The organism is Paenibacillus sp. P4_E11 (assembly GCF_056401635.1).
This window is the reverse complement of sequence record NZ_JBFUIX010000038.1, coordinates 1-17,271: the sequence shown is the minus strand read 5'-3', so window position 1 is coordinate 17,271 and position 17,271 is coordinate 1. Positions and strand designations below refer to the sequence as shown.

Genomic DNA, 17,271 nt, shown 5'->3' with positions numbered 1-17,271 from the left:
TAGTTGAACGAAATTATCGCAATATTCACGCCACTTCACACTTTGATCATATAACCCTCATCCGGTATTGTCCATAGCGAAAAAGCCCGTCAATTTGTCGTTTTTAGGCGAACTCTTGAGGGCTTTTTTTGGACAGACTCCTAGTTCTCGATCTGGAATCGGCTCATCCCGCTGAATAGTTGTTCGGCCAACCCGTGAATGTCGTCCGACTGCATGGCGATTTGATGAATGGCGTCATTCTGCTCGATGGAGGTGGAGTTCACTTCCTGTACACCCGCCGCTGTTTCTTCCGCGATAGCCGCTACCAATGTAAGCGTGTCTGCGAAGCTTGCATTGCTTGCCTCAGCCTGATGCGCCTTCTGCTGGACGAGCTCCATATGTCCGTGCAGGCGATCGATGGAGCCTTCAATGGATTGGAAGGATTGCAGCGTGTCATTTAGTTTCTTGCCCTGCACATTCGCAGCTTCTTGAACGCTACCCATCTGCGTGCGAACCCGGGCGATCTGCCCTTGCAGCGAAGCGGTGAGCTTGCCGATCGACTTGGCCGAAGCGCCGGTCTCGTCGGACAGTTGTCGAACCTGCTCGGCGATGACGGAGAAGCCCCGGCCATGCTGGCCGGCGCGCGCCGCCTCGATGGCGGCATTGACGGCGAGCACGTTCGTCTCCGTCGAGATCTCGCTGATCGTCCGCACGATGTGGCCGATCTGGACCGAGTCCGCGATGAAGCTGTCCATCGCGGCCATCACTTGCTGCAGCAGCTCGTCCGAGCGGTCGGCTGCTGATTGCAATTGCAGGACGGCGGCGGAGCCCGTCCTCGTGTTGCCGCGCGCCTCTTGGCTCAGCGCGTGCATCTCGTCTGTGTGGCGGGAGATGTCCGCCACTTCCTCCGCCAGCTCGGTGACGAGCTGGGTGCTCTTCTCGGTCTGCGACGCCTGCTGGTCGGCACCGGTGGAGATCTCCTCAATCGCCGTGAGTATGCTGGAGTTGGCGGACGCCGTCACTTGCGCGAAATGCCGGAACCGGCCCGATCGCTCCGACAGCGACGAAGCGATTGCATGGGTGCCTTGCAGCATCGTCCGCACATGATCGATCATGCGGTCGAACTCGCGGCTCAACTGGCCGAATTCGTCTAGGGCGACAGAGCGAATGTTGTGGCGGAAGTCGCCTTCCGCCATCTTGGCCGCCGCTTGTTGCAGCTTGTTGACCGGCTTGAGGAAGGAGCGCAGTAGCCAGATGGAGATCGCAATCGTGATGCAGAGGACGAAGCCGGAAGCCACGACCATGACAAGCGACGTGAAGTTTAACTTGATTTCGGACGAGGCTACGGCCTTGTCGGCATCCCGCGAGAAATCCGCATCGAACTTGCTGATCAGGTCGAACAAGGTGTCACGTTTTTGCTGCGTTTCTTTATAGAGGGAAGCGGTATTGATCTGAATATCGGTTTCCGAAAAACCTTTGTTCTGCATAATGCTAACGGCGCGGTCGAACAAGTCTAGGAGATCAGTCCGGGCCATTAATAGCTGACTTCTCCATTGCCGTTGTTCATCTGTGGTGGCTGTGTTGCCAATCGTGCGGAGTAAAGATTCGAACTCGGCTCGCTTCGCATAGTATTTGTCTACATATTGTAGATCACGCGAGATCATCAGGCCGGAAGATATATCTTTTAGCTCTTGCGTAAGTACTAACAAATCCCGGGCCATCAACTGGTTGGCAACTTTTTCATTCTGTTGGGTGATTTGCTGCCCGATGCCTCGCACCTGAATCAGATTGAATCCGGCCGTCGCCACAAACACGAGTACGATGACCGCAAAACTTAGGACCAGCTTCCCTTTCCAAGACGGAATATGCTGAATCAGTCCCATCGTCTGTTCCCCTCCACCTTATATATGTATGTGTATGGGCCTAGTATAGAGGACAACTATTAAGTAGAAAGATAGAGTCTGTTAACCGAATGTAAATGTATGGATTGTTTTGGAAAGTGGCGTAAGTCCTCGTTTATTTTACATTGCCTTTACGTTTGGTGGGTTTTCTCTTAACAATCAACTGCTAAGATAACAGACGTAGACAAAAAAAAGATAAGAGGAGGACATTCAGAGATGTTAAAGCTGATGTCGAAAAAAATGTTAGGGTTGGCCATGGTAGCAGTACTGACTACGGGGGCGTTGGCAGGTTGCGGAACTAAAAATGATCCGAAAGCATCGGACGCAACAAACGGTTCGAAACCGGCAGCAACTACAACAGCATCACCTGCACCGGGAGTAACTGGGAAAGTATCCGCCTCAGGTTCCACCGCGCTTCAACCACTCGTAGCGAAAGCTGCTCAAGACTTTATGGCAAAGAACCCGAAGGCCGAAGTTACTGTAACCGGCGGCGGGTCCGGAACAGGTGTGAAGAACGTGGCGGACGGCGTATCCGACATCGGGAATTCCGACGTGGAAGCTGACGCTCAATATAAAGATAAGTTGAAAGACAATATCGTTGTAATCGCACCGTTCGCCTTGATCGTGAACAAAGACGTGAACGTGGACAACTTGACCAAGAAACAAGCCGCTGACATCTTCATGGGCTTGATCACGAACTGGAAAGACGTAGGCGGCAAAGATCAGAAGATTACCGTCGTACACCGTCCAGAAAGCTCCGGTTCCCGCAAGCTTGTTAAGCAAATCGTCCTGGATAACAAAGATTTCACTAAAGACGGCGTGCAGCAAGATACAAGCAAGACGGTTGCTGAAGCCGTAGGCTCGACAACAGGTTCAATCGGATATGTTGACGTACCTTACATCAAAGGCAATGACAAGATCAAAGCGTTGAAGATGGACAGCGTGGAATATTCCGCAGATAACATCAAGTCCGGCAAGTACCCGCTGTATGGCATGGAGCACATGTATACGAAGGGTGAGCCAACTGGCGCAACGAAAGCATTCATCGACTTTATTATGAGCAAAGATTTCTTGAACAAACCAGAAGTCACCGATCTTGGATTCCTTCCAGCCGATCTTCTGAAGAAATAAATAGGCATGATCATGCGGCGATCGCTTCCGATTCATGGGGGCGATCGCTATTTATTAACTGTTCGCGGCTAATAGTTCTGGTGCGGGTACCCTGACAAAAACGGCCGTTCCAAGTGAAAAAGGACCCCTAGTCATCCCCACAAAGTGAAGCCAAGCTCTGTAGTATTACCGAGTACTTTGTGTGGGCCCCGGGTTTCAAACATCTTGTTTGAACCTCCTCGGATTGTATAAGGGATTTAGCGGCATGGAGGTTCAAGCCAAAACTCGCCTGGGTCCTCTTTTTCACTTTCCACTTCTCTTGTCCGTAGTAAATCGACAGCCTCCTAGACCGATATAATGCCGAAAGTCCTACTCATTTTACATTAACTTTACAAATTATTAATATTGGGAAAACAGTCTGACCCTATGATAGAGAAAGAGAGGGGGAGCTTCCATTGAAAGATCAACGACTAGACAAGTCGGCTTCCGGCAAGTGGACAAGGAAGCAGAAGCGCACGGACAATTTCATGAGATGGGTATTCATTGCCAGCGCATTGATCGTAACAGTCATTATATTTTCCATCATTGCATTCGTGGGCTTCCAGGGCCTTCAGACATTTAAGGACGTCTCACCCAAGCAGTTTTTCTTCTCATCGGACTGGTCTCCGGCGTCAGAAACACCACGATTCGGAGCATTCTCGTTTTTGTATAGCACACTGATTCTAACCTTGCTCTCCATCGTGCTCGCCGTGCCGTTGGCGCTGGCTGGGGCCGTATTCATTGCCAAGATCGCGCCGAAGTGGATGAGAGAGATTCTTCGCCCGGCCGCTGATCTGTTCGTAGGCATCCCGTCCGTCGTGTACGGGTTGATAGGCTTAACGGTAATCGTACCGTTCCTGGGCTCTGTGTTCGGCGGCATCGGATACGGCATCCTGCCGGCCGCGATTATACTCGCCGTCATGATCCTGCCGACGATCATGTCGATCTCGGAGGACGCGATTCGTTCGCTGCCCCGCCGTCTGGAAGAAGCTTCGTTGGCCCTCGGGGCTACACGCTGGCAGACGATATGGCGCTTACTGCTGCCGGCAGCACGTTCGGGCATTATGACAGCCGTCATCTTGGGTATGGGCCGGGCGATCGGTGAGACGATGGCGGTGTTCATGGTTATCGGGAACTCCCCCAAGATCCCAGATTCTTTACTGGATTCCACGACTGTGCTGACAACAGCTATCGTGAAAGACATGGCGAATACATTTTACGGTACGGCCTGGAACAATGCCTTATATATGATGGCGCTCCTGCTGCTGGTCATATCGTTGGTTCTGATACTAGGTATTAGAATCTTGTCGCGAAGGAGTGAATTGAAATGAAGCTGAGTAAAATCACGGACCGGCTTGCTACGTTATTTTTTTGGAGTGCCGGCGTGTTAATCATAGTCATCCTGGCCTGGTTTCTAGTCCGTATATTGGGGGCAGGACTGCCGCACTTGTCCTGGCACTTCATCACTGGGAAACCGCAAGAGCTGACAGCAGGCGGAGGCGTCGGGCCGCATTTGTTCAACTCGTTTTATATATTGTTTCTGTCGATGCTGTTTTCTACTCCAATCGGTATTGGAGCCGGCGTATACTTAACGATCTTCGCCAAGAAGAACCGCTTCACTGACCTGGTTAGAATTTCGGTAGAAGCCTTGTCCTCTGTACCTTCCATCGTATTCGGGTTGTTCGGGGCACTTATCTTCGTGAACTGGATGGGACTTCGCTTCTCGATCCTGGGGGGGGCGGCGACGTTGGCGCTGCTCAACCTCCCTGTACTGGTACGCGTTACGGAAGAAAGCTTGAGAACCGTGCCGCAATCGTATTGGGAGGCATCCCTCGCCCTTGGGTCGACCAAATGGCAAAGCATTCGCAAGGTGCTGCTGCCTGCCGCCCTGCCAGGCCTCTTGACTGGAGTTACACTGGTAGCTGGACGGGCACTCGGGGAAACGGCGATCTTGATCTACACGGCGGGAACTTCGGTATCCAGGCACTTTCCGGACTTCGATCCGCTCGCAATCGGTGAGACGTTGGCCGTTCACTTGTGGTATGTGGGTGGAAGCTCGCTTGCACCGGATGCCAAGCAAATTGCTGAAGGCAGCGCAGCCTTGCTCGTGTTGGTCATACTCGTGTTCAACCTGCTCATAGCGATTCCGGGCCGGCTGATCCAGAAGAAAATATCAGGAGATAAATCATAGAGGGGGAACATGGCCGTGGCTATCATCCAAATTTCCAACCTGAACTTATACTACACAGAGTTCCATGCTCTGAAGCAAATCGCGATGGATGTCCAGGAGAAGTCGATTACCGCTTTTATCGGACCGTCCGGCTGCGGCAAGTCTACATTGCTGCGTACATTGAACCGGATGAACGATACGATCAAGGGGGTTCGCATTAGCGGGAATGTCGCTGTCAACGGAGAGGACATCTACGGTCCGGGTGTTAATGTAGAAGCGCTTCGCAAGGAGATCGGCATGGTGTTCCAGCAGCCTAACCCTTTTCCGAAGTCCATCTACGAGAATGTGGCTTATGGTCCACGGATTCATGGAATATCAGGCAAAGCAGATCTGGATCAGATTGTAGAGAAAAGTCTTCGTTCTGCAGCATTATGGGATGAAGTGAAGGACTACTTGAAAAAGTCTGCATACGGCTTGTCAGGTGGTCAACAGCAGCGCTTGTGCATTGCCCGTGCGCTCGCAGTGAATCCGACTATCTTGCTCATGGATGAGCCTACTTCGGCGCTTGACCCGATCTCCACATTGAAGATTGAAGAACTGATTCAAGAGCTCAAGGATCAATACACCATCGTGATTGTCACGCACAATATGCAGCAGGCCGCGCGCGTTTCTGGACAAACCGCATTTTTCCTAAACGGTGAAGTGGTGGAGTTTGCCGATACGGTCAAGCTATTCTCCAACCCGGATGATCAGCGCACGGAAGATTATATTACCGGCCGATTCGGCTAATCCATTCATGGGGGTATTGAGACGATGGTAACGAAACGACAACAGTTCGACAGCGCCTTAAGCGGGTTGCGCAAACAATTGATCGAGATGGGTGAGAAGGTAGAGAAGGCCATCCTCCTCTCCGTGAAATCACTCAAGGAAGGCGACTTGGAATTGGCGAGACAAGTGATCGCCAATGATGCGTCGATTAACGCCATGGAAGAGCATATTGATGAACTGGGCACGAACCTGATCGCCACCCAGCAGCCGGTCGCCAAGGACTTGCGCCGCATCATTATCGCTTTCCGTATGGCCAGCGATCTGGAGCGGATGGCAGATCTGGCTGTGGATATCGCCAAGGTTACGCAGCGCATCGGCGAGGAACCGCTGATCAAGCCGCTTGTCGACATCCCGCGTATGGCGGAAATCGTGCAACTGATGACCAATGAGAGCATTAACGCGTACGTGAATGAGGATGTCGATATGGCTTACAAGATGGCCAAGATGGATGACGACGTCGATCATCTGCATAGTCAGATCATGAGAGAACTGTTCGTCTTCATGGTGGATAATCCGAAGACCGTCAACCAGTCGTTGCTGCTCTGTTTCGTTAGCCGTTACCTCGAGCGGATGGCGGATCATGCCACGAATATCGGTGAAAGCGTTGTGTATCTGGTGCGGGGCAAACGTCCCGATTTGAACACTTGATCCAACCCATTCACCAATCTGTACCCTACCACTAACCGATCAAGCCAACACTGCGAGGGATATGCATGTTCAGTTTGAACAGTCAAGAACTGGAACGAATCCGACACCAATGGAAGAGCAGTCGTGTTGGCCTTATATATATGGACATTGCCCGCTTCTCCGAGTGGGAGCAGTTGCATGGGCGGGCGTATTGTGAGCACATCTTATCCTCCGTTAAAACTAACATCATACAGCTTCAAGCGGATAATCCGTCGATTTTCAAAGTGAACAGTGTGGGAGAAGACTTCTTCTTCTTCGCCACGTTGAAGCTGAAGCAGCCAGAAGATCGTCAGCAGAGAGACCTATTGGAAATGGGCATGCACCTGAAGCTGGAGGTAGAGCGCATGCTTCGCTTGACCAATGGTCCGGATCATCTGGATCTTCCCATTGAGCTTCATATGGGAACGGCTCTACTGGCGGAGAGTGGCAGTAAGAACAAGCAGTTGGAAAGCGGCGTGTCCGCCATCGACAAAATCATTTATTCGGCCGTCAAGCAATCGATCCGTGCAGCCCGGCTGCAGGATGGGTCCGAGGCGTCAAGTGAAGTGAGCGAGTTTCTGGCAATTATGGAGAAGCAGCTGATTTCTTCTGTGTACCAGCCGATCGTTTCATTCGATGACGCTAGTATATTCGGTTACGAAGCGCTTACTCGAGGTCCGGTCGGCTCTGTCTTCCACTCTCCAGTTCAATTGTTCCAGTTCGCCGAACGGGAGAATATGCTCTACATGCTCGACCGCCTTGCTCGAGAGAAGGCGGTCTCTGGTTGTCTGGAACTGCAGAAGTCGGAGCGGGTGTTCATCAATATCCCTGCTCACGTTATCCACGATCCTCAATTCACGCCTGGCCAGACGTTGAAGCTGCTGAAGGCACGCGGCCTTACACCTCACAACGTAGTGTTCGAGATTACGGAACGCAGCTCGATAGAAGACTTCTCGACAACGAAGAAGCTGCTCCAGCATTATCGCAGCCAAGGGTACCAGATTGCCATCGATGATGCTGGAGCGGGGTATTCTTCCTTGCAAGCCATAGCGGAACTGCATCCTGACTTTATCAAAGTCGATCGTTCCCTCATCCAGGATATTCACAAAGACAAGATCAAAGAGAACATATTGGAAACGTTCGTCTCGTTCGCGGAAAAGATGAACATCCGTATCATTGCAGAAGGCATCGAGAAGATGGAAGAGCTGGTGAAGCTGATGCAAATGGGTGTGCATTTCGGGCAGGGGTACTTGATCGCCAAGCCTGCCACCAGGATGGTTTCAATTGACAACGAACTGGTCGAGCACATCTTACGGCAGCGCAGATTAAGAAGCGTGAACGGCCTGATGAACATCGGGCAGCTTGCAGCTCCGAACCGTACGTTCGAGCCGGAAGCGTACATATCTGAGGTAGCTAATTATTTCAAGAAGAATGAGCGTGTGATCTGTTCAGTCATCGTTTCGTTCGGTGTACCGATCGGACTCATTATGAGGGACAAGCTGTTCCAACAGTTGGCGGGCCAATACGGACTTTCCTTGTATTGGAATCGTCCTATCAGCCAGCTCATGGACCGTCATCCGCTCATTGTCGACGAACAAACCCCGATCGACCAAGTGTCGCAGATGGCCACATCCCGAGAATTTAACCAGTTGTACGATTATGTGGTCATTACGTCCGCTGGTCATTTCCTAGGGGCGGCCTCTATCCGTTCCATATTGGAATCGATCACGAAAGCCCGCGTGGAATATGCACGGATTGCCAATCCATTGACCGGACTCCCGGGCAACGTGCAGATTCAACGAGAATTGACGAAGCGGCTAACCGAGCGGCAATCCTTCTCGGTCATCTACGCAGATCTGGACTTCTTCAAGTGGTTCAATGATCGATATGGGTTCCACCGGGGCGACCAGATGATTCAGTTCACAGCAGACGTGTTGCAGGAAGCGAGCCGTACATGTGGGCATCCTTTCGACTTCGTCGGGCATATAGGCGGTGACGATTTCATTGTCATAACGAATGTGAACATGCCGGACAAGCTGTGCGAGGAAATCATTCGACGGTTCAATCAGGGCGTAGTTTCGTTCTATGAGGAAAGTCATAGCGTGTTCGATCGGGAAGGGAACCCTGTAGATGTTGATGGGGTGAGCATTTCATTGTCTCTCATAATATGCCAATGCTACTCGGACTTGATGCCTGAACACATCTCTCAGGAAGCGGCCAAGCTGAAGAAACAGGCCAAGTCGTATAAAGGCAGCATCTATGTGTACCAGCATTTGAATGATACCACCAACGCTACTGCTACTTCGTAATCATACGCGACGAGGCCCTAGTACGCGGTTCTTCTACCCTTGCAACATATCCTTTAATTGCTCGAAGTGTCGAATCACTGTTATTTTATGCTTCCCAACCTTGCGTTGGGTTATTTTTTTATCGCTTGACCTGTTAATCCAGATCGCGTTCATCCCGCATTTCAGTGCCGCCGCGATGTCATTCGTCCAGGAATCACCGATCATAATAGCTTCTGCTGGTGCGACGGACATGCTTCTCAAGGCGTGATGGAATATGGCAGGTTCAGGCTTGCGGTATTCCCCTTTCTTCGAGGTAAAAATGCGCTCTGTGGGCAACTCTTTAGAGAGGCCGAACCTTGCGATCATCCCGCTCTGTACCTCGCGATTTCCGTTGCTAATCACGCCCAACTGATAGTGTTTGGCCAGCCCTCGCACCGTCTCCGCTGTGCCTGGGAATAGGACAGCATGTTGTCTCTGCTGTTTCTTCATCTCACGGAAAAATGACAGCACGAACGAATCATTAACCGCGAACGGGTAATGATGGAGCGCTGCCTTCAAGCATATTTTACGCAACTCATTGATGGCCGTTCCTGTCTGGTTCGAGTAAGGTTTGTATTTCTTCTTGCGTTTGTTCCATTCGGTCAAGTATAGATTGACGGCCTTCTCTGGTGTGGCCTGCTGGTCGTCCGACTCCCACCGACCGGTGAAGTCGATCAGAATATTTGTGAAACAATGGTCGAAGGATCGTTCCGGATCAATCATCGTGTTGTTCATATCGAAGAATAGAGTGGTTGTCTTAGGGGGGATGATGGTTCTCTTCATTATGTGGACACCTCATTGTTGTGATGCTCGATTATATGGCTGTCGATTAACTGTGGATGGAGGCTAATACGGCCGTTCCAAGTGAAAAAGGACCCTTCTGCTCAAACATCTTGTTTGAACCTCCTATGATTGTACAAGGGATTTCGTGGTATGGAGGTTCAAGCCAAAACTCGCCAGGGTCCTCTTTTTCACTTTCCACTCCTCTTGTTCACAGTTAATCGACAGCCTCTTTAAGCGAGACTAATGATTATGTATATGATCTTGATGCATAGGATATGAGAGTCAATTATGTTATGATGGGACAAGGACTGTACAAAAAGAGGTGTAAACATGAACAAATTGATTCTTATTGACGGCAACAGCGTAGCGTATCGCGCTTTTTTTGCGCTTCCGCTGCTCAGCAATTCGTCAGGCTTGCACACGAACGCCGTATTCGGGTTTACAACTATGCTGCTTAAACTCATCGAAGAAGAGAAGCCTACCCACTTTCTGGTCGCCTTCGACGCCGGGAAAGTGACGTTCCGACATAAAGGTTATGAGAACTACAAGGGTGGTCGCGAGAAGACGCCGCCCGAACTATCGGAGCAATTCCCCGTCGTGAAAGAGCTGCTGACTTCGTTCGGTATATCCCAGTTCGAGTTACAGGGATATGAAGCGGACGATATTATTGGCACGATGACTCGACTTGCTGACGAATTGAAATTTCCCGTCGTTGTCGTTTCTGGAGACAAGGACATGCTGCAGCTGTCCTCCGACAATGTTACGATTGCACTTACCCGCAAAGGCGTGAGCGAAGTCGAACGATTCACACCAGCCTATATTCAGGAGACGTACGGACTGGAGCCGCATCAGATCATTGATCTGAAAGGGTTGATGGGCGATGCGTCCGATAACATTCCCGGTATTCCGGGAGTTGGCGAGAAGACTGCCCTCAAGCTGCTGCATCAATATGGTAGCGTAGAGCAGGTACTTGAGCGTGTTGAAGAGATTTCCGGCAAGATGCAGGATAAGATTCGCGAACATGCGGATAGTGCACGGATGAGCAAGGAGCTTGCCACCATCTACCGGGAAGTTCCGATGGAGCTGGAATGGAACAGTCTGCAATACGATGGATATGATGGACAGATTCTTGGCGCGATGTTCCGTAAACTGGAGTTCAAGTCGTTGCTGGAGAAGCTGGAGCTGCCTGTTTCAATGGAATCCATTGAACCTCAAGAGCAGCTTCAGATCACGGTTCTTAACGAAGCGAACTTGTCTGCCTTCGAACAGTTGCTGGCAGCGAACGCTGTACAATCGCTGCATGTGGAAGTCATTGGTGACAATCCCCATACAGCGTCTGTAATCGGACTAACCTTTTACACGGACGATACGTGCTACTATATACCGTTTGAACTGCTCCAAGGTACAGAAGGAAACCAAGTCCGAAGCTGGCTGTCGGATGGATCAACTAAGAAGAACGTCTATGATATGCATCGTGCTGAAGTGGCGTTGTCCTGGAAAGGGATTGATCTACAGGGCGTTTCCTTCGATATCCTGATTGCGGCCTACTTGCTCGATCCTACCGAATCGAATCATACACTGAATGCATTGGCCGGCCGACATCGGTTGCCAGGCATTGCTGCTGACGAGGATGTGTTCGGCAGGGGGGCGAAGTTCAAGCTGCCTGGCTTGGAGCAATTGAGTGAGCATCTATGTCGCAAAGCTGCCGTCATCCACCGTCTAGTTCCGATTCTGCGAAACGAGCTGGAGAACAATGAGATGAATCGGTTGTATTATGAGCTGGAGAAACCTCTTGCTTGTGTGCTGGCGAGCATGGAGAAGAAAGGTATTCGCGTTGATGCCGACGGGTTGCGCCTACTCGGCAGTGATCTGGGTAAGGCAATTGAGAAGCTGGCTGAGACGATCTACAGTCTCGCTGGTATGGAATTCAACATCAATTCACCGAAGCAGTTGGGTGAAATCTTATTCGACAAATTGAATCTGCCGGTGATCAAGAAGACGAAGACCGGCTATTCGACCGATGCTGAGGTACTCGATAAGCTGGCTCCCTACCATGATGTGGTGACTAGCATTCTACATTACCGTCAATTGGCCAAGCTACAATCCACATATGTGGAAGGCTTATTGAAAGAGATTCGTCCGGAGACCGGCAAGGTGCATACGTATTATCAACAGACGATTGCAGCTACCGGTCGTCTCAGCAGCCAATTTCCGAATTTGCAAAACATTCCGATCCGCCTGGAAGAAGGCCGCAAAATTCGCAAAGTATTCGTGCCTTCCCAGCCTGGCTGGTACATGCTAGCCGCTGACTATTCGCAGATCGAGTTGCGGGTGCTCGCCCACATTTCCAAGGACGAGAAGTTGATTGAAGCGTTTCAGAACAATATGGACATTCATACGAAGACTGCGATGGACGTATTCGGCGTTCAGGAGTCTGATGTCGATTCCAACATGCGCCGCCAGGCCAAAGCCGTAAATTTCGGTATCGTGTATGGAATTAGCGACTACGGATTGTCGCAGAACTTGCATATTACGCGTAAGGATGCAGCTCAGTTTATCGAGCAGTATTTCGCTGTCTTCCAAGGTGTCCGACAGTATATGGACGACATTGTGAAGCAAGCCCGCACGAATGGCTACGTCACTACGCTCTTGCAGCGCCGTCGCTATCTGGCGGATATTACAGCTTCCAACTTCAATCTAAGGTCGTTCGCCGAACGAACAGCCATGAATACGCCGATTCAAGGCACGGCTGCCGACATTATTAAGCTAGCTATGGTGCAATTGTCTGAACGGATGCAGGCAGCGAATGTGAAGAGCCGTATGCTGCTTCAAGTGCATGACGAACTTGTATTCGAAGTGCCGGAGGAGGAGCTGGAGTTGATGAAGGTTCTCGTTCCGGAAGTAATGGAGAGTGCCTTGGCTCTTGTTGTGCCGCTTAAGGTCGATGTGAGCTATGGCGTCAATTGGTATGAAGCCAAATAAGCCAATAATTGTAATGTAACTCTGAGAGTGAGGAGAGATCAGCATGCCTGAATTGCCAGAAGTAGAAACCGTTCGACGGACATTAAATGAGTTAGTAGCCGGCAAACGTATCGAGCGCGTATCCGTGCATCTGCCCCGAATCATTCAGCGGCCAGATGACATCTTGCAGTTTAGCCTCATGTTGGAAGGCCAAACGATTCGCACTGTAGAACGACGGGGGAAATTCCTTCGCCTCATACTGGATCAGCTGGTCCTAGTCTCCCACTTACGAATGGAAGGACGATATGGGGTATACCGTGCGGATGAGCCGCTGGAGAAGCATACCCATGTTGTGTTTCATTTCGACGATGGTACGGAGCTGCGGTATAAGGATGTTCGTCAATTCGGTACGATGCACCTGTTCGCTCCCGGAGAAGACTTGACACTGCCGCCGCTCAATAAGCTCGGCCGCGAGCCGTTGGACGAAGCGTTCACGCCAGAAGATTTCCGCCAGCGGGTCACCAAGCGGACGACGAAGATTAAGCCTCTTCTGTTGAATCAGGAGATCGTAACCGGCATCGGCAACATCTATGTCGATGAGTCTCTGCACCGTTCCCGCATCCACCCCGAACGAACGGCGGATTCGCTTAGCCGAGCAGAGCTTACCTCCTTACATGAAGCGATTGTGAGTACGCTTCAGGAAGCGGTTGATGCTGGAGGCTCATCGATCAAGTCCTATGTCAACGGCCAAGGGGAGATGGGGATGTTCCAGCAGCAGTTACTCGTATACGGTCGGACAGGGGCGCCCTGCACGAGCTGCGGGGAACCTATCGTGAAGACTGTAGTCGGCGGTAGAGGAACACACTTTTGTCCTGCCTGTCAGAAGCTGAAGAACGCGGGCCGATCGATCAAGAAACAATAAGCACTTATTCCGCCTCTCCGCCATATAGTGGGTAGGAGCCTAGAGCGGGGAGGATGGTGCTTATGCTGCCTATCATATCATTGTGTTTATTAGCTTTGGCCGTCAGTCTGGATGGCTTCGGTGTTGGCATTACTTACGGTTTGCGGAGAATTCGTATCCCTTTTCTGTCGGTCGCGATTATCTCGGGATGCTCGGGATTCATATTCTGGCTCGCCATGCAGATCGGATCCTACATGTCCCAGTTTATCTCGCCCCATGTTGCCACAATAATTGGCGCGGTTATCTTGATTCTGATCGGGATATGGGCGCTCTTGCAAATTATCCGGAACCGGTCGGCTGAAGGGGATGCATCTGCAAGTTCCGTAAATTCAGAATCAGTCAACGAGCCGCCAATTACGCAGTCTGGCGAGGTTAAGACACTCGTAGTAATCGAGTGGAAGCGCATAGGGTTAGTCATTCAGATTTTGCGCAAGCCTTCCTTGGCAGACATTGACCATTCGGGCATCATATCGGCTTCAGAGGCGGTACTGCTCGGAATCGCATTGTCACTCGACGCCTTCGGGGCTGGAATCGGAGCTGCGTTCATTGGATTCAGTTCGCTTACAACAGCCTTCGTAATTGCATGCTCCAGCGGATTTTTCATTGCAAGCGGGCTCCGCCTTGGAATTTTTTATGCCAATCGCTCCTGGGTGAAGAAACTTACTTTTCTCCCTGGGTTCCTCTTGATCCTCATGGGCTTGATGAAGCTGTTATAGATGATAATGCTGGGAGGGGGCATGACATGAATATTGGATTAACGGGTGGCATCGCTTGCGGCAAGAGCACGGTCGCTTCCATGCTTGTGCGGCGTGGTGCCAATCTGGTCGATGCCGATCGAATCGCACGGGACGTCGTGCTCCCTGGGAGCCCGGTATTAGACCAAGTAGCAGAACGGTTCGGACAGGACGTATTGTTCGAAGACCGGAGCTTGAACCGTAAGAAGCTGGGTGAGATCATATTCAATGACGAGACTGCACGTCAGGACCTCGAGGGGATTTTACATCCGCCCATACGTGCTTCGATGCGGGATCAGATGGCCCGATTCGAGCAGTTACAGCCGGACAAGCTTGTCGTGGTGGAAGTGCCGCTTCTGTATGAGTCGAACTTGTCCCATATGTTCGACGAGGTTATGCTCGTATATATTCCGGCTGACTTGCAACTGGAGCGTCTAATGCTTCGTGATGCTTTGACACTAGAGCAAGCAGAGAAACGGCTGCAATCGCAAATGCCGATCGAATCCAAGAAGAAACTGGCCGATATAGTCATTGACAATAGTGGTACCTTAGAGGAATTGGAAAAGCAGCTAGATGATTTCTGGAACAGAAAGGGAATGGGATGAAGTTTTTTCGCAAAAAACGTATATATGCTTTGCTGCTCTTGCTGTTTGTGATCTTCTTGTTCTATAATACGAGACTGCTGGGAACGTGGATGTATCCGATCTCGTATGAGAAGGATATACGGGTAAGCGCAAGTAACTATAATGTAGATCCATTCCTGATCGCTGCCATTATCCGAGTGGAAACGAACTTCAATCCTGACAAGAAGTCTCGCAAGGGCGCGATTGGGCTCATGCAGCTAATGCCGGATACGGCGCAGTGGATCGTAGACAAGGCGGATTATGCAGAAAAGACGGTCCATTCCCTGGAACGTCCTGATGTGAATATTGAGGTAGGCGCGTGGTATCTGAATTCCTTGTACACGCAATTCGAAACGAATCGGATTGCCGTGCTTGCCGCCTACAATGCAGGACCAGGAAACGCCAGGAAATGGCTGCAGAGCGGAACTTGGGATGGCAGTTTGAAAAATATCGATAAAATTCCGTTCGGGGAAACTCGGCATTACATACAGCGAGTCATGTACTATTACAACAAATATGTGAAGTTGTATGAGGAGGAACTGGGGCTCGAATCTTCAAGCTGAATGTGGATAAGCTAATCGTGCGTTATAATGGAACAGCGCCACCCTTTGCAGGATGGCGGCCGTAGTAAGATTCAGTAGGAACGTATTATCTCGAAGAGCCTGCAAGTTGTTGTTCAGCGATTTGTACCAAACGGCGAGTGATATTTCCTCCGATCGAACCTGCATCGCGAGTTGCCATGTTACCCATATAACCGTCTTGTGGAATAGAGATACCTAGCTCCTGAGCTACTTCATATTTTAGTTGGTCCAGTGCTTGGTTCGCTTGTGGAACTATAAGAGAGTTTGTTGCTGCCATGTTTGTTCACCTCCTTGTCGGTAGTACTTGTATTATGTACGGATATCCTTGGTTCATACAGTGATTGCTTGGTAAATGATTGATTGGAATACTCTGTAGGGGAATGTCCCGGGGTCCCACAATGTAATAGATAATAAGCTTTGAGAGGAGGTAGTTCGTTGAAGTGTCCGTTCTGTGATAATGCAGGTACGAAAGTGTTGGATTCCAGGCCCGCGAATGAGAACAAATCGATTCGAAGACGTCGGGAATGTGACAAATGTCAGAGAAGATTCACCACGTTCGAGATGATTGAGGAGACCCCGTTAATTGTAATTAAGAAGGACGGGAGCCGAGAGGAATTTAGCCGCGATAAGATGCTTCGGGGACTCATTCGGGCTTGTGAGAAAAGGCCTGTGTCCATGGAACAATTGGAGTATGTCGTATCTGAAGTGGAGAAGGAGCTTCGAAGTCATGCTCATGCAGAAGTAGCAAGCAGAGAGATTGGCGAACTGGTCATGGAGCAACTTCATCCCGTAGATGAGGTCGCCTTCGTCCGCTTCGCTTCTGTATATCGGCAGTTCAAAGACATCAATATGTTCATGAAAGAGCTGACCCAATTGCTGGGCAAGCATGATGCTGGTCCCCGGAAGTAAGCCGTGTCTGAACTCCATCCTGAATAAGAGAACCTTCCACGTAGCTGTATGGAAGGTTCTTGCTTGCATCTGAGCATTATTGAGGCCGATTGACACCGAGTAAGAGGACGGGAGGGATTTTCTCTAAGATGCTGTCATCGTCACCCTCATAAGTAGGGTCATTGTGCATAATAGCGGCTGCTTCACCTTCCGTCAGATGACGGGTATTTCCGGTATACTTAGGCTCCAATTGCTTGACCTGGTCGCGTTCCATTAGACCACCTCCTTCGCTGTTAGAATCCCCTTACGGTCGTGCCGGATATTCTGAATAATTATGGAGAGCAGGTTAAATACCATGAGTACTACACCGATTCCAATCTATATACTTGCTGGATTTCTTGGGAGTGGCAAGACGACACTTCTCACCCGCTTGTTGAAGCAAGCGGAGTATAAGGGACTGAAGGCTGCAGTTGTTATGAATGAGATCGGGGATGTGAATCTGGACGGTATTGAAGTCGATTCCAGTGTCCCTATGAAGGAAATGTTAAGTGGTTGCATTTGCTGTACCGTACGCGGTGATCTGGGGATGGAAATACTGCGGCTTGTCGATGAACATCAGCCCGATGTGTTGTTCGTGGAGTGTACGGGCGTGGCGAATCCGATGGAGCTGCTTGATGGTGTAACCGAAGCTTCATTGCTGCTCCGAACAGAGCTTAGAGG

At 50.5% G+C, this 17,271-nt stretch carries 17 protein-coding genes; 13 read left to right on the top strand and 4 right to left on the bottom strand.

Annotated elements, in window-relative coordinates:
* Positions 1-140: 140 nt before the first annotated feature.
* Positions 141-1,862, bottom strand: coding sequence for a methyl-accepting chemotaxis protein (locus tag AC1DWB_RS16045; RefSeq protein ID WP_477542088.1), 1,722 nt, complete (start codon positions 1,860-1,862; stop codon positions 141-143).
* 234 nt (positions 1,863-2,096) lie between these two features.
* On the opposite strand from AC1DWB_RS16045, the gene AC1DWB_RS16040 reads away from it, so the two are divergent.
* The 6 genes from AC1DWB_RS16040 (at position 2,097) to AC1DWB_RS16015 (ending at position 9,002) form a co-directional block, all read left to right on the top strand.
* Positions 2,097-3,011 carry a phosphate ABC transporter substrate-binding protein gene (locus AC1DWB_RS16040; protein WP_477542087.1) on the top strand — a complete coding sequence of 305 codons (915 nt, stop codon included), beginning with the start codon at positions 2,097-2,099 and terminating at the stop codon, positions 3,009-3,011.
* 506 nt (positions 3,012-3,517) lie between these two features.
* On the top strand, positions 3,518-4,360 hold the full coding sequence (gene pstC / locus AC1DWB_RS16035) for a phosphate ABC transporter permease subunit PstC (RefSeq protein ID WP_477542119.1): 843 nt from the start codon (positions 3,518-3,520) through the stop codon (positions 4,358-4,360).
* On the top strand, positions 4,357-5,220 hold the full coding sequence (gene pstA, locus AC1DWB_RS16030; RefSeq protein ID WP_477542086.1) for a phosphate ABC transporter permease PstA: 864 nt from the start codon (positions 4,357-4,359) through the stop codon (positions 5,218-5,220). Before pstC ends, pstA begins: the two co-directional genes overlap by 4 nt.
* 15 nt (positions 5,221-5,235) lie before the next feature.
* Positions 5,236-5,988 (top strand): phosphate ABC transporter ATP-binding protein PstB, encoded by a 753-nt coding sequence (pstB, locus tag AC1DWB_RS16025; RefSeq protein ID WP_477542085.1) that lies wholly within the window; start codon positions 5,236-5,238, stop codon positions 5,986-5,988.
* 24 nt (positions 5,989-6,012) lie between these two features.
* Positions 6,013-6,675 carry a phosphate signaling complex protein PhoU gene (gene phoU, locus AC1DWB_RS16020; RefSeq protein WP_477542084.1) on the top strand — a complete coding sequence of 221 codons (663 nt, stop codon included), beginning with the start codon at positions 6,013-6,015 and terminating at the stop codon, positions 6,673-6,675.
* 65 nt (positions 6,676-6,740) lie between these two features.
* Entirely contained in the window at positions 6,741-9,002 is a 2,262-nt protein-coding gene (locus tag AC1DWB_RS16015; protein ID WP_477542083.1) for an EAL domain-containing protein, read from the top strand.
* Between the two features lie 33 nt (positions 9,003-9,035).
* On the opposite strand, the gene AC1DWB_RS16010 is transcribed toward AC1DWB_RS16015, so the two are convergent.
* Entirely contained in the window at positions 9,036-9,803 is a 768-nt protein-coding gene (locus tag AC1DWB_RS16010) for an HAD family hydrolase (RefSeq protein WP_477542082.1), read from the bottom strand.
* A gap of 330 nt (positions 9,804-10,133) precedes the next feature.
* Between AC1DWB_RS16010 and polA the strand changes: the two genes are divergently transcribed.
* The 5 genes from polA to AC1DWB_RS15985 all read left to right on the top strand — a co-directional run bounded on the left by polA (position 10,134) and on the right by AC1DWB_RS15985 (position 15,645).
* A complete protein-coding gene (gene polA, locus AC1DWB_RS16005; protein ID WP_477542081.1) occupies positions 10,134-12,785 on the top strand; it encodes a DNA polymerase I in 2,652 nt (883 codons plus the stop codon).
* Between the two features lie 43 nt (positions 12,786-12,828).
* Entirely contained in the window at positions 12,829-13,686 is an 858-nt protein-coding gene (gene mutM / locus AC1DWB_RS16000; protein WP_477542080.1) for a DNA-formamidopyrimidine glycosylase, read from the top strand.
* Positions 13,687-13,748: 62 nt separating this feature from the next.
* Positions 13,749-14,441, top strand: coding sequence for a sporulation membrane protein YtaF (ytaF, locus tag AC1DWB_RS15995; RefSeq protein ID WP_477542079.1), 693 nt, complete (start codon positions 13,749-13,751; stop codon positions 14,439-14,441).
* 26 nt (positions 14,442-14,467) lie between these two features.
* Positions 14,468-15,064: a dephospho-CoA kinase gene (coaE, locus tag AC1DWB_RS15990; protein WP_477542078.1), complete on the top strand. Its 597-nt coding sequence runs from the start codon at positions 14,468-14,470 to the stop codon at positions 15,062-15,064.
* On the top strand, positions 15,061-15,645 hold the full coding sequence (locus tag AC1DWB_RS15985; protein WP_477542077.1) for a lytic transglycosylase domain-containing protein: 585 nt from the start codon (positions 15,061-15,063) through the stop codon (positions 15,643-15,645). The genes coaE and AC1DWB_RS15985 overlap by 4 nt, the downstream gene beginning before the upstream one ends.
* Before the next feature lie 85 nt (positions 15,646-15,730).
* Here AC1DWB_RS15985 and AC1DWB_RS15980 read toward each other — a convergent pair whose 3' ends face one another.
* The gene (locus tag AC1DWB_RS15980; RefSeq protein WP_477542076.1) at positions 15,731-15,940 is read right to left on the bottom strand and encodes a small, acid-soluble spore protein, alpha/beta type; all 210 of its coding nucleotides are present in this window, start codon (positions 15,938-15,940) and stop codon (positions 15,731-15,733) included.
* A 158-nt stretch (positions 15,941-16,098) separates the two neighbouring features.
* Here AC1DWB_RS15980 and nrdR point away from each other — a divergent pair, with 158 nt between their 5' ends.
* Positions 16,099-16,572 carry a transcriptional regulator NrdR gene (nrdR, locus tag AC1DWB_RS15975; protein WP_477542075.1) on the top strand — a complete coding sequence of 158 codons (474 nt, stop codon included), beginning with the start codon at positions 16,099-16,101 and terminating at the stop codon, positions 16,570-16,572.
* A 76-nt stretch (positions 16,573-16,648) separates the two neighbouring features.
* Here nrdR and AC1DWB_RS15970 read toward each other — a convergent pair whose 3' ends face one another.
* A complete protein-coding gene (locus tag AC1DWB_RS15970) occupies positions 16,649-16,825 on the bottom strand; it encodes a hypothetical protein (protein ID WP_477542074.1) in 177 nt (58 codons plus the stop codon).
* Between the two features lie 81 nt (positions 16,826-16,906).
* On the opposite strand from AC1DWB_RS15970, the gene AC1DWB_RS15965 reads away from it, so the two are divergent.
* Positions 16,907-17,271: CobW family GTP-binding protein (locus tag AC1DWB_RS15965; protein WP_477542073.1), on the top strand; the 365-nt coding region annotated here is incomplete at its 3' end.

What these genes read in the sequence shown, in the direction of transcription:
- AC1DWB_RS16045 (WP_477542088.1), bottom strand. Translation starts at nt 1,862, where the DNA reads ATGGGACTGATTCAGCATATTCCGTCTTGGAAAGGGAAGCTGGTCCTA.
- AC1DWB_RS16040 (WP_477542087.1), top strand. Translation starts at nt 2,097, where the DNA reads ATGTTAAAGCTGATGTCGAAAAAAATGTTAGGGTTGGCCATGGTAGCA.
- pstC (WP_477542119.1), top strand. Translation starts at nt 3,518, where the DNA reads ATGAGATGGGTATTCATTGCCAGCGCATTGATCGTAACAGTCATTATA.
- pstA (WP_477542086.1), top strand. Translation starts at nt 4,357, where the DNA reads ATGAAGCTGAGTAAAATCACGGACCGGCTTGCTACGTTATTTTTTTGG.
- phoU (WP_477542084.1), top strand. Translation starts at nt 6,013, where the DNA reads ATGGTAACGAAACGACAACAGTTCGACAGCGCCTTAAGCGGGTTGCGC.
- AC1DWB_RS16015 (WP_477542083.1), top strand. Translation starts at nt 6,741, where the DNA reads ATGTTCAGTTTGAACAGTCAAGAACTGGAACGAATCCGACACCAATGG.
- AC1DWB_RS16010 (WP_477542082.1), bottom strand. Translation starts at nt 9,803, where the DNA reads ATGAAGAGAACCATCATCCCCCCTAAGACAACCACTCTATTCTTCGAT.
- polA (WP_477542081.1), top strand. Translation starts at nt 10,134, where the DNA reads ATGAACAAATTGATTCTTATTGACGGCAACAGCGTAGCGTATCGCGCT.
- mutM (WP_477542080.1), top strand. Translation starts at nt 12,829, where the DNA reads ATGCCTGAATTGCCAGAAGTAGAAACCGTTCGACGGACATTAAATGAG.
- ytaF (WP_477542079.1), top strand. Translation starts at nt 13,749, where the DNA reads ATGCTGCCTATCATATCATTGTGTTTATTAGCTTTGGCCGTCAGTCTG.
- coaE (WP_477542078.1), top strand. Translation starts at nt 14,468, where the DNA reads ATGAATATTGGATTAACGGGTGGCATCGCTTGCGGCAAGAGCACGGTC.
- AC1DWB_RS15985 (WP_477542077.1), top strand. Translation starts at nt 15,061, where the DNA reads ATGAAGTTTTTTCGCAAAAAACGTATATATGCTTTGCTGCTCTTGCTG.
- AC1DWB_RS15980 (WP_477542076.1), bottom strand. Translation starts at nt 15,940, where the DNA reads ATGGCAGCAACAAACTCTCTTATAGTTCCACAAGCGAACCAAGCACTG.
- AC1DWB_RS15970 (WP_477542074.1), bottom strand. Translation starts at nt 16,825, where the DNA reads ATGGAACGCGACCAGGTCAAGCAATTGGAGCCTAAGTATACCGGAAAT.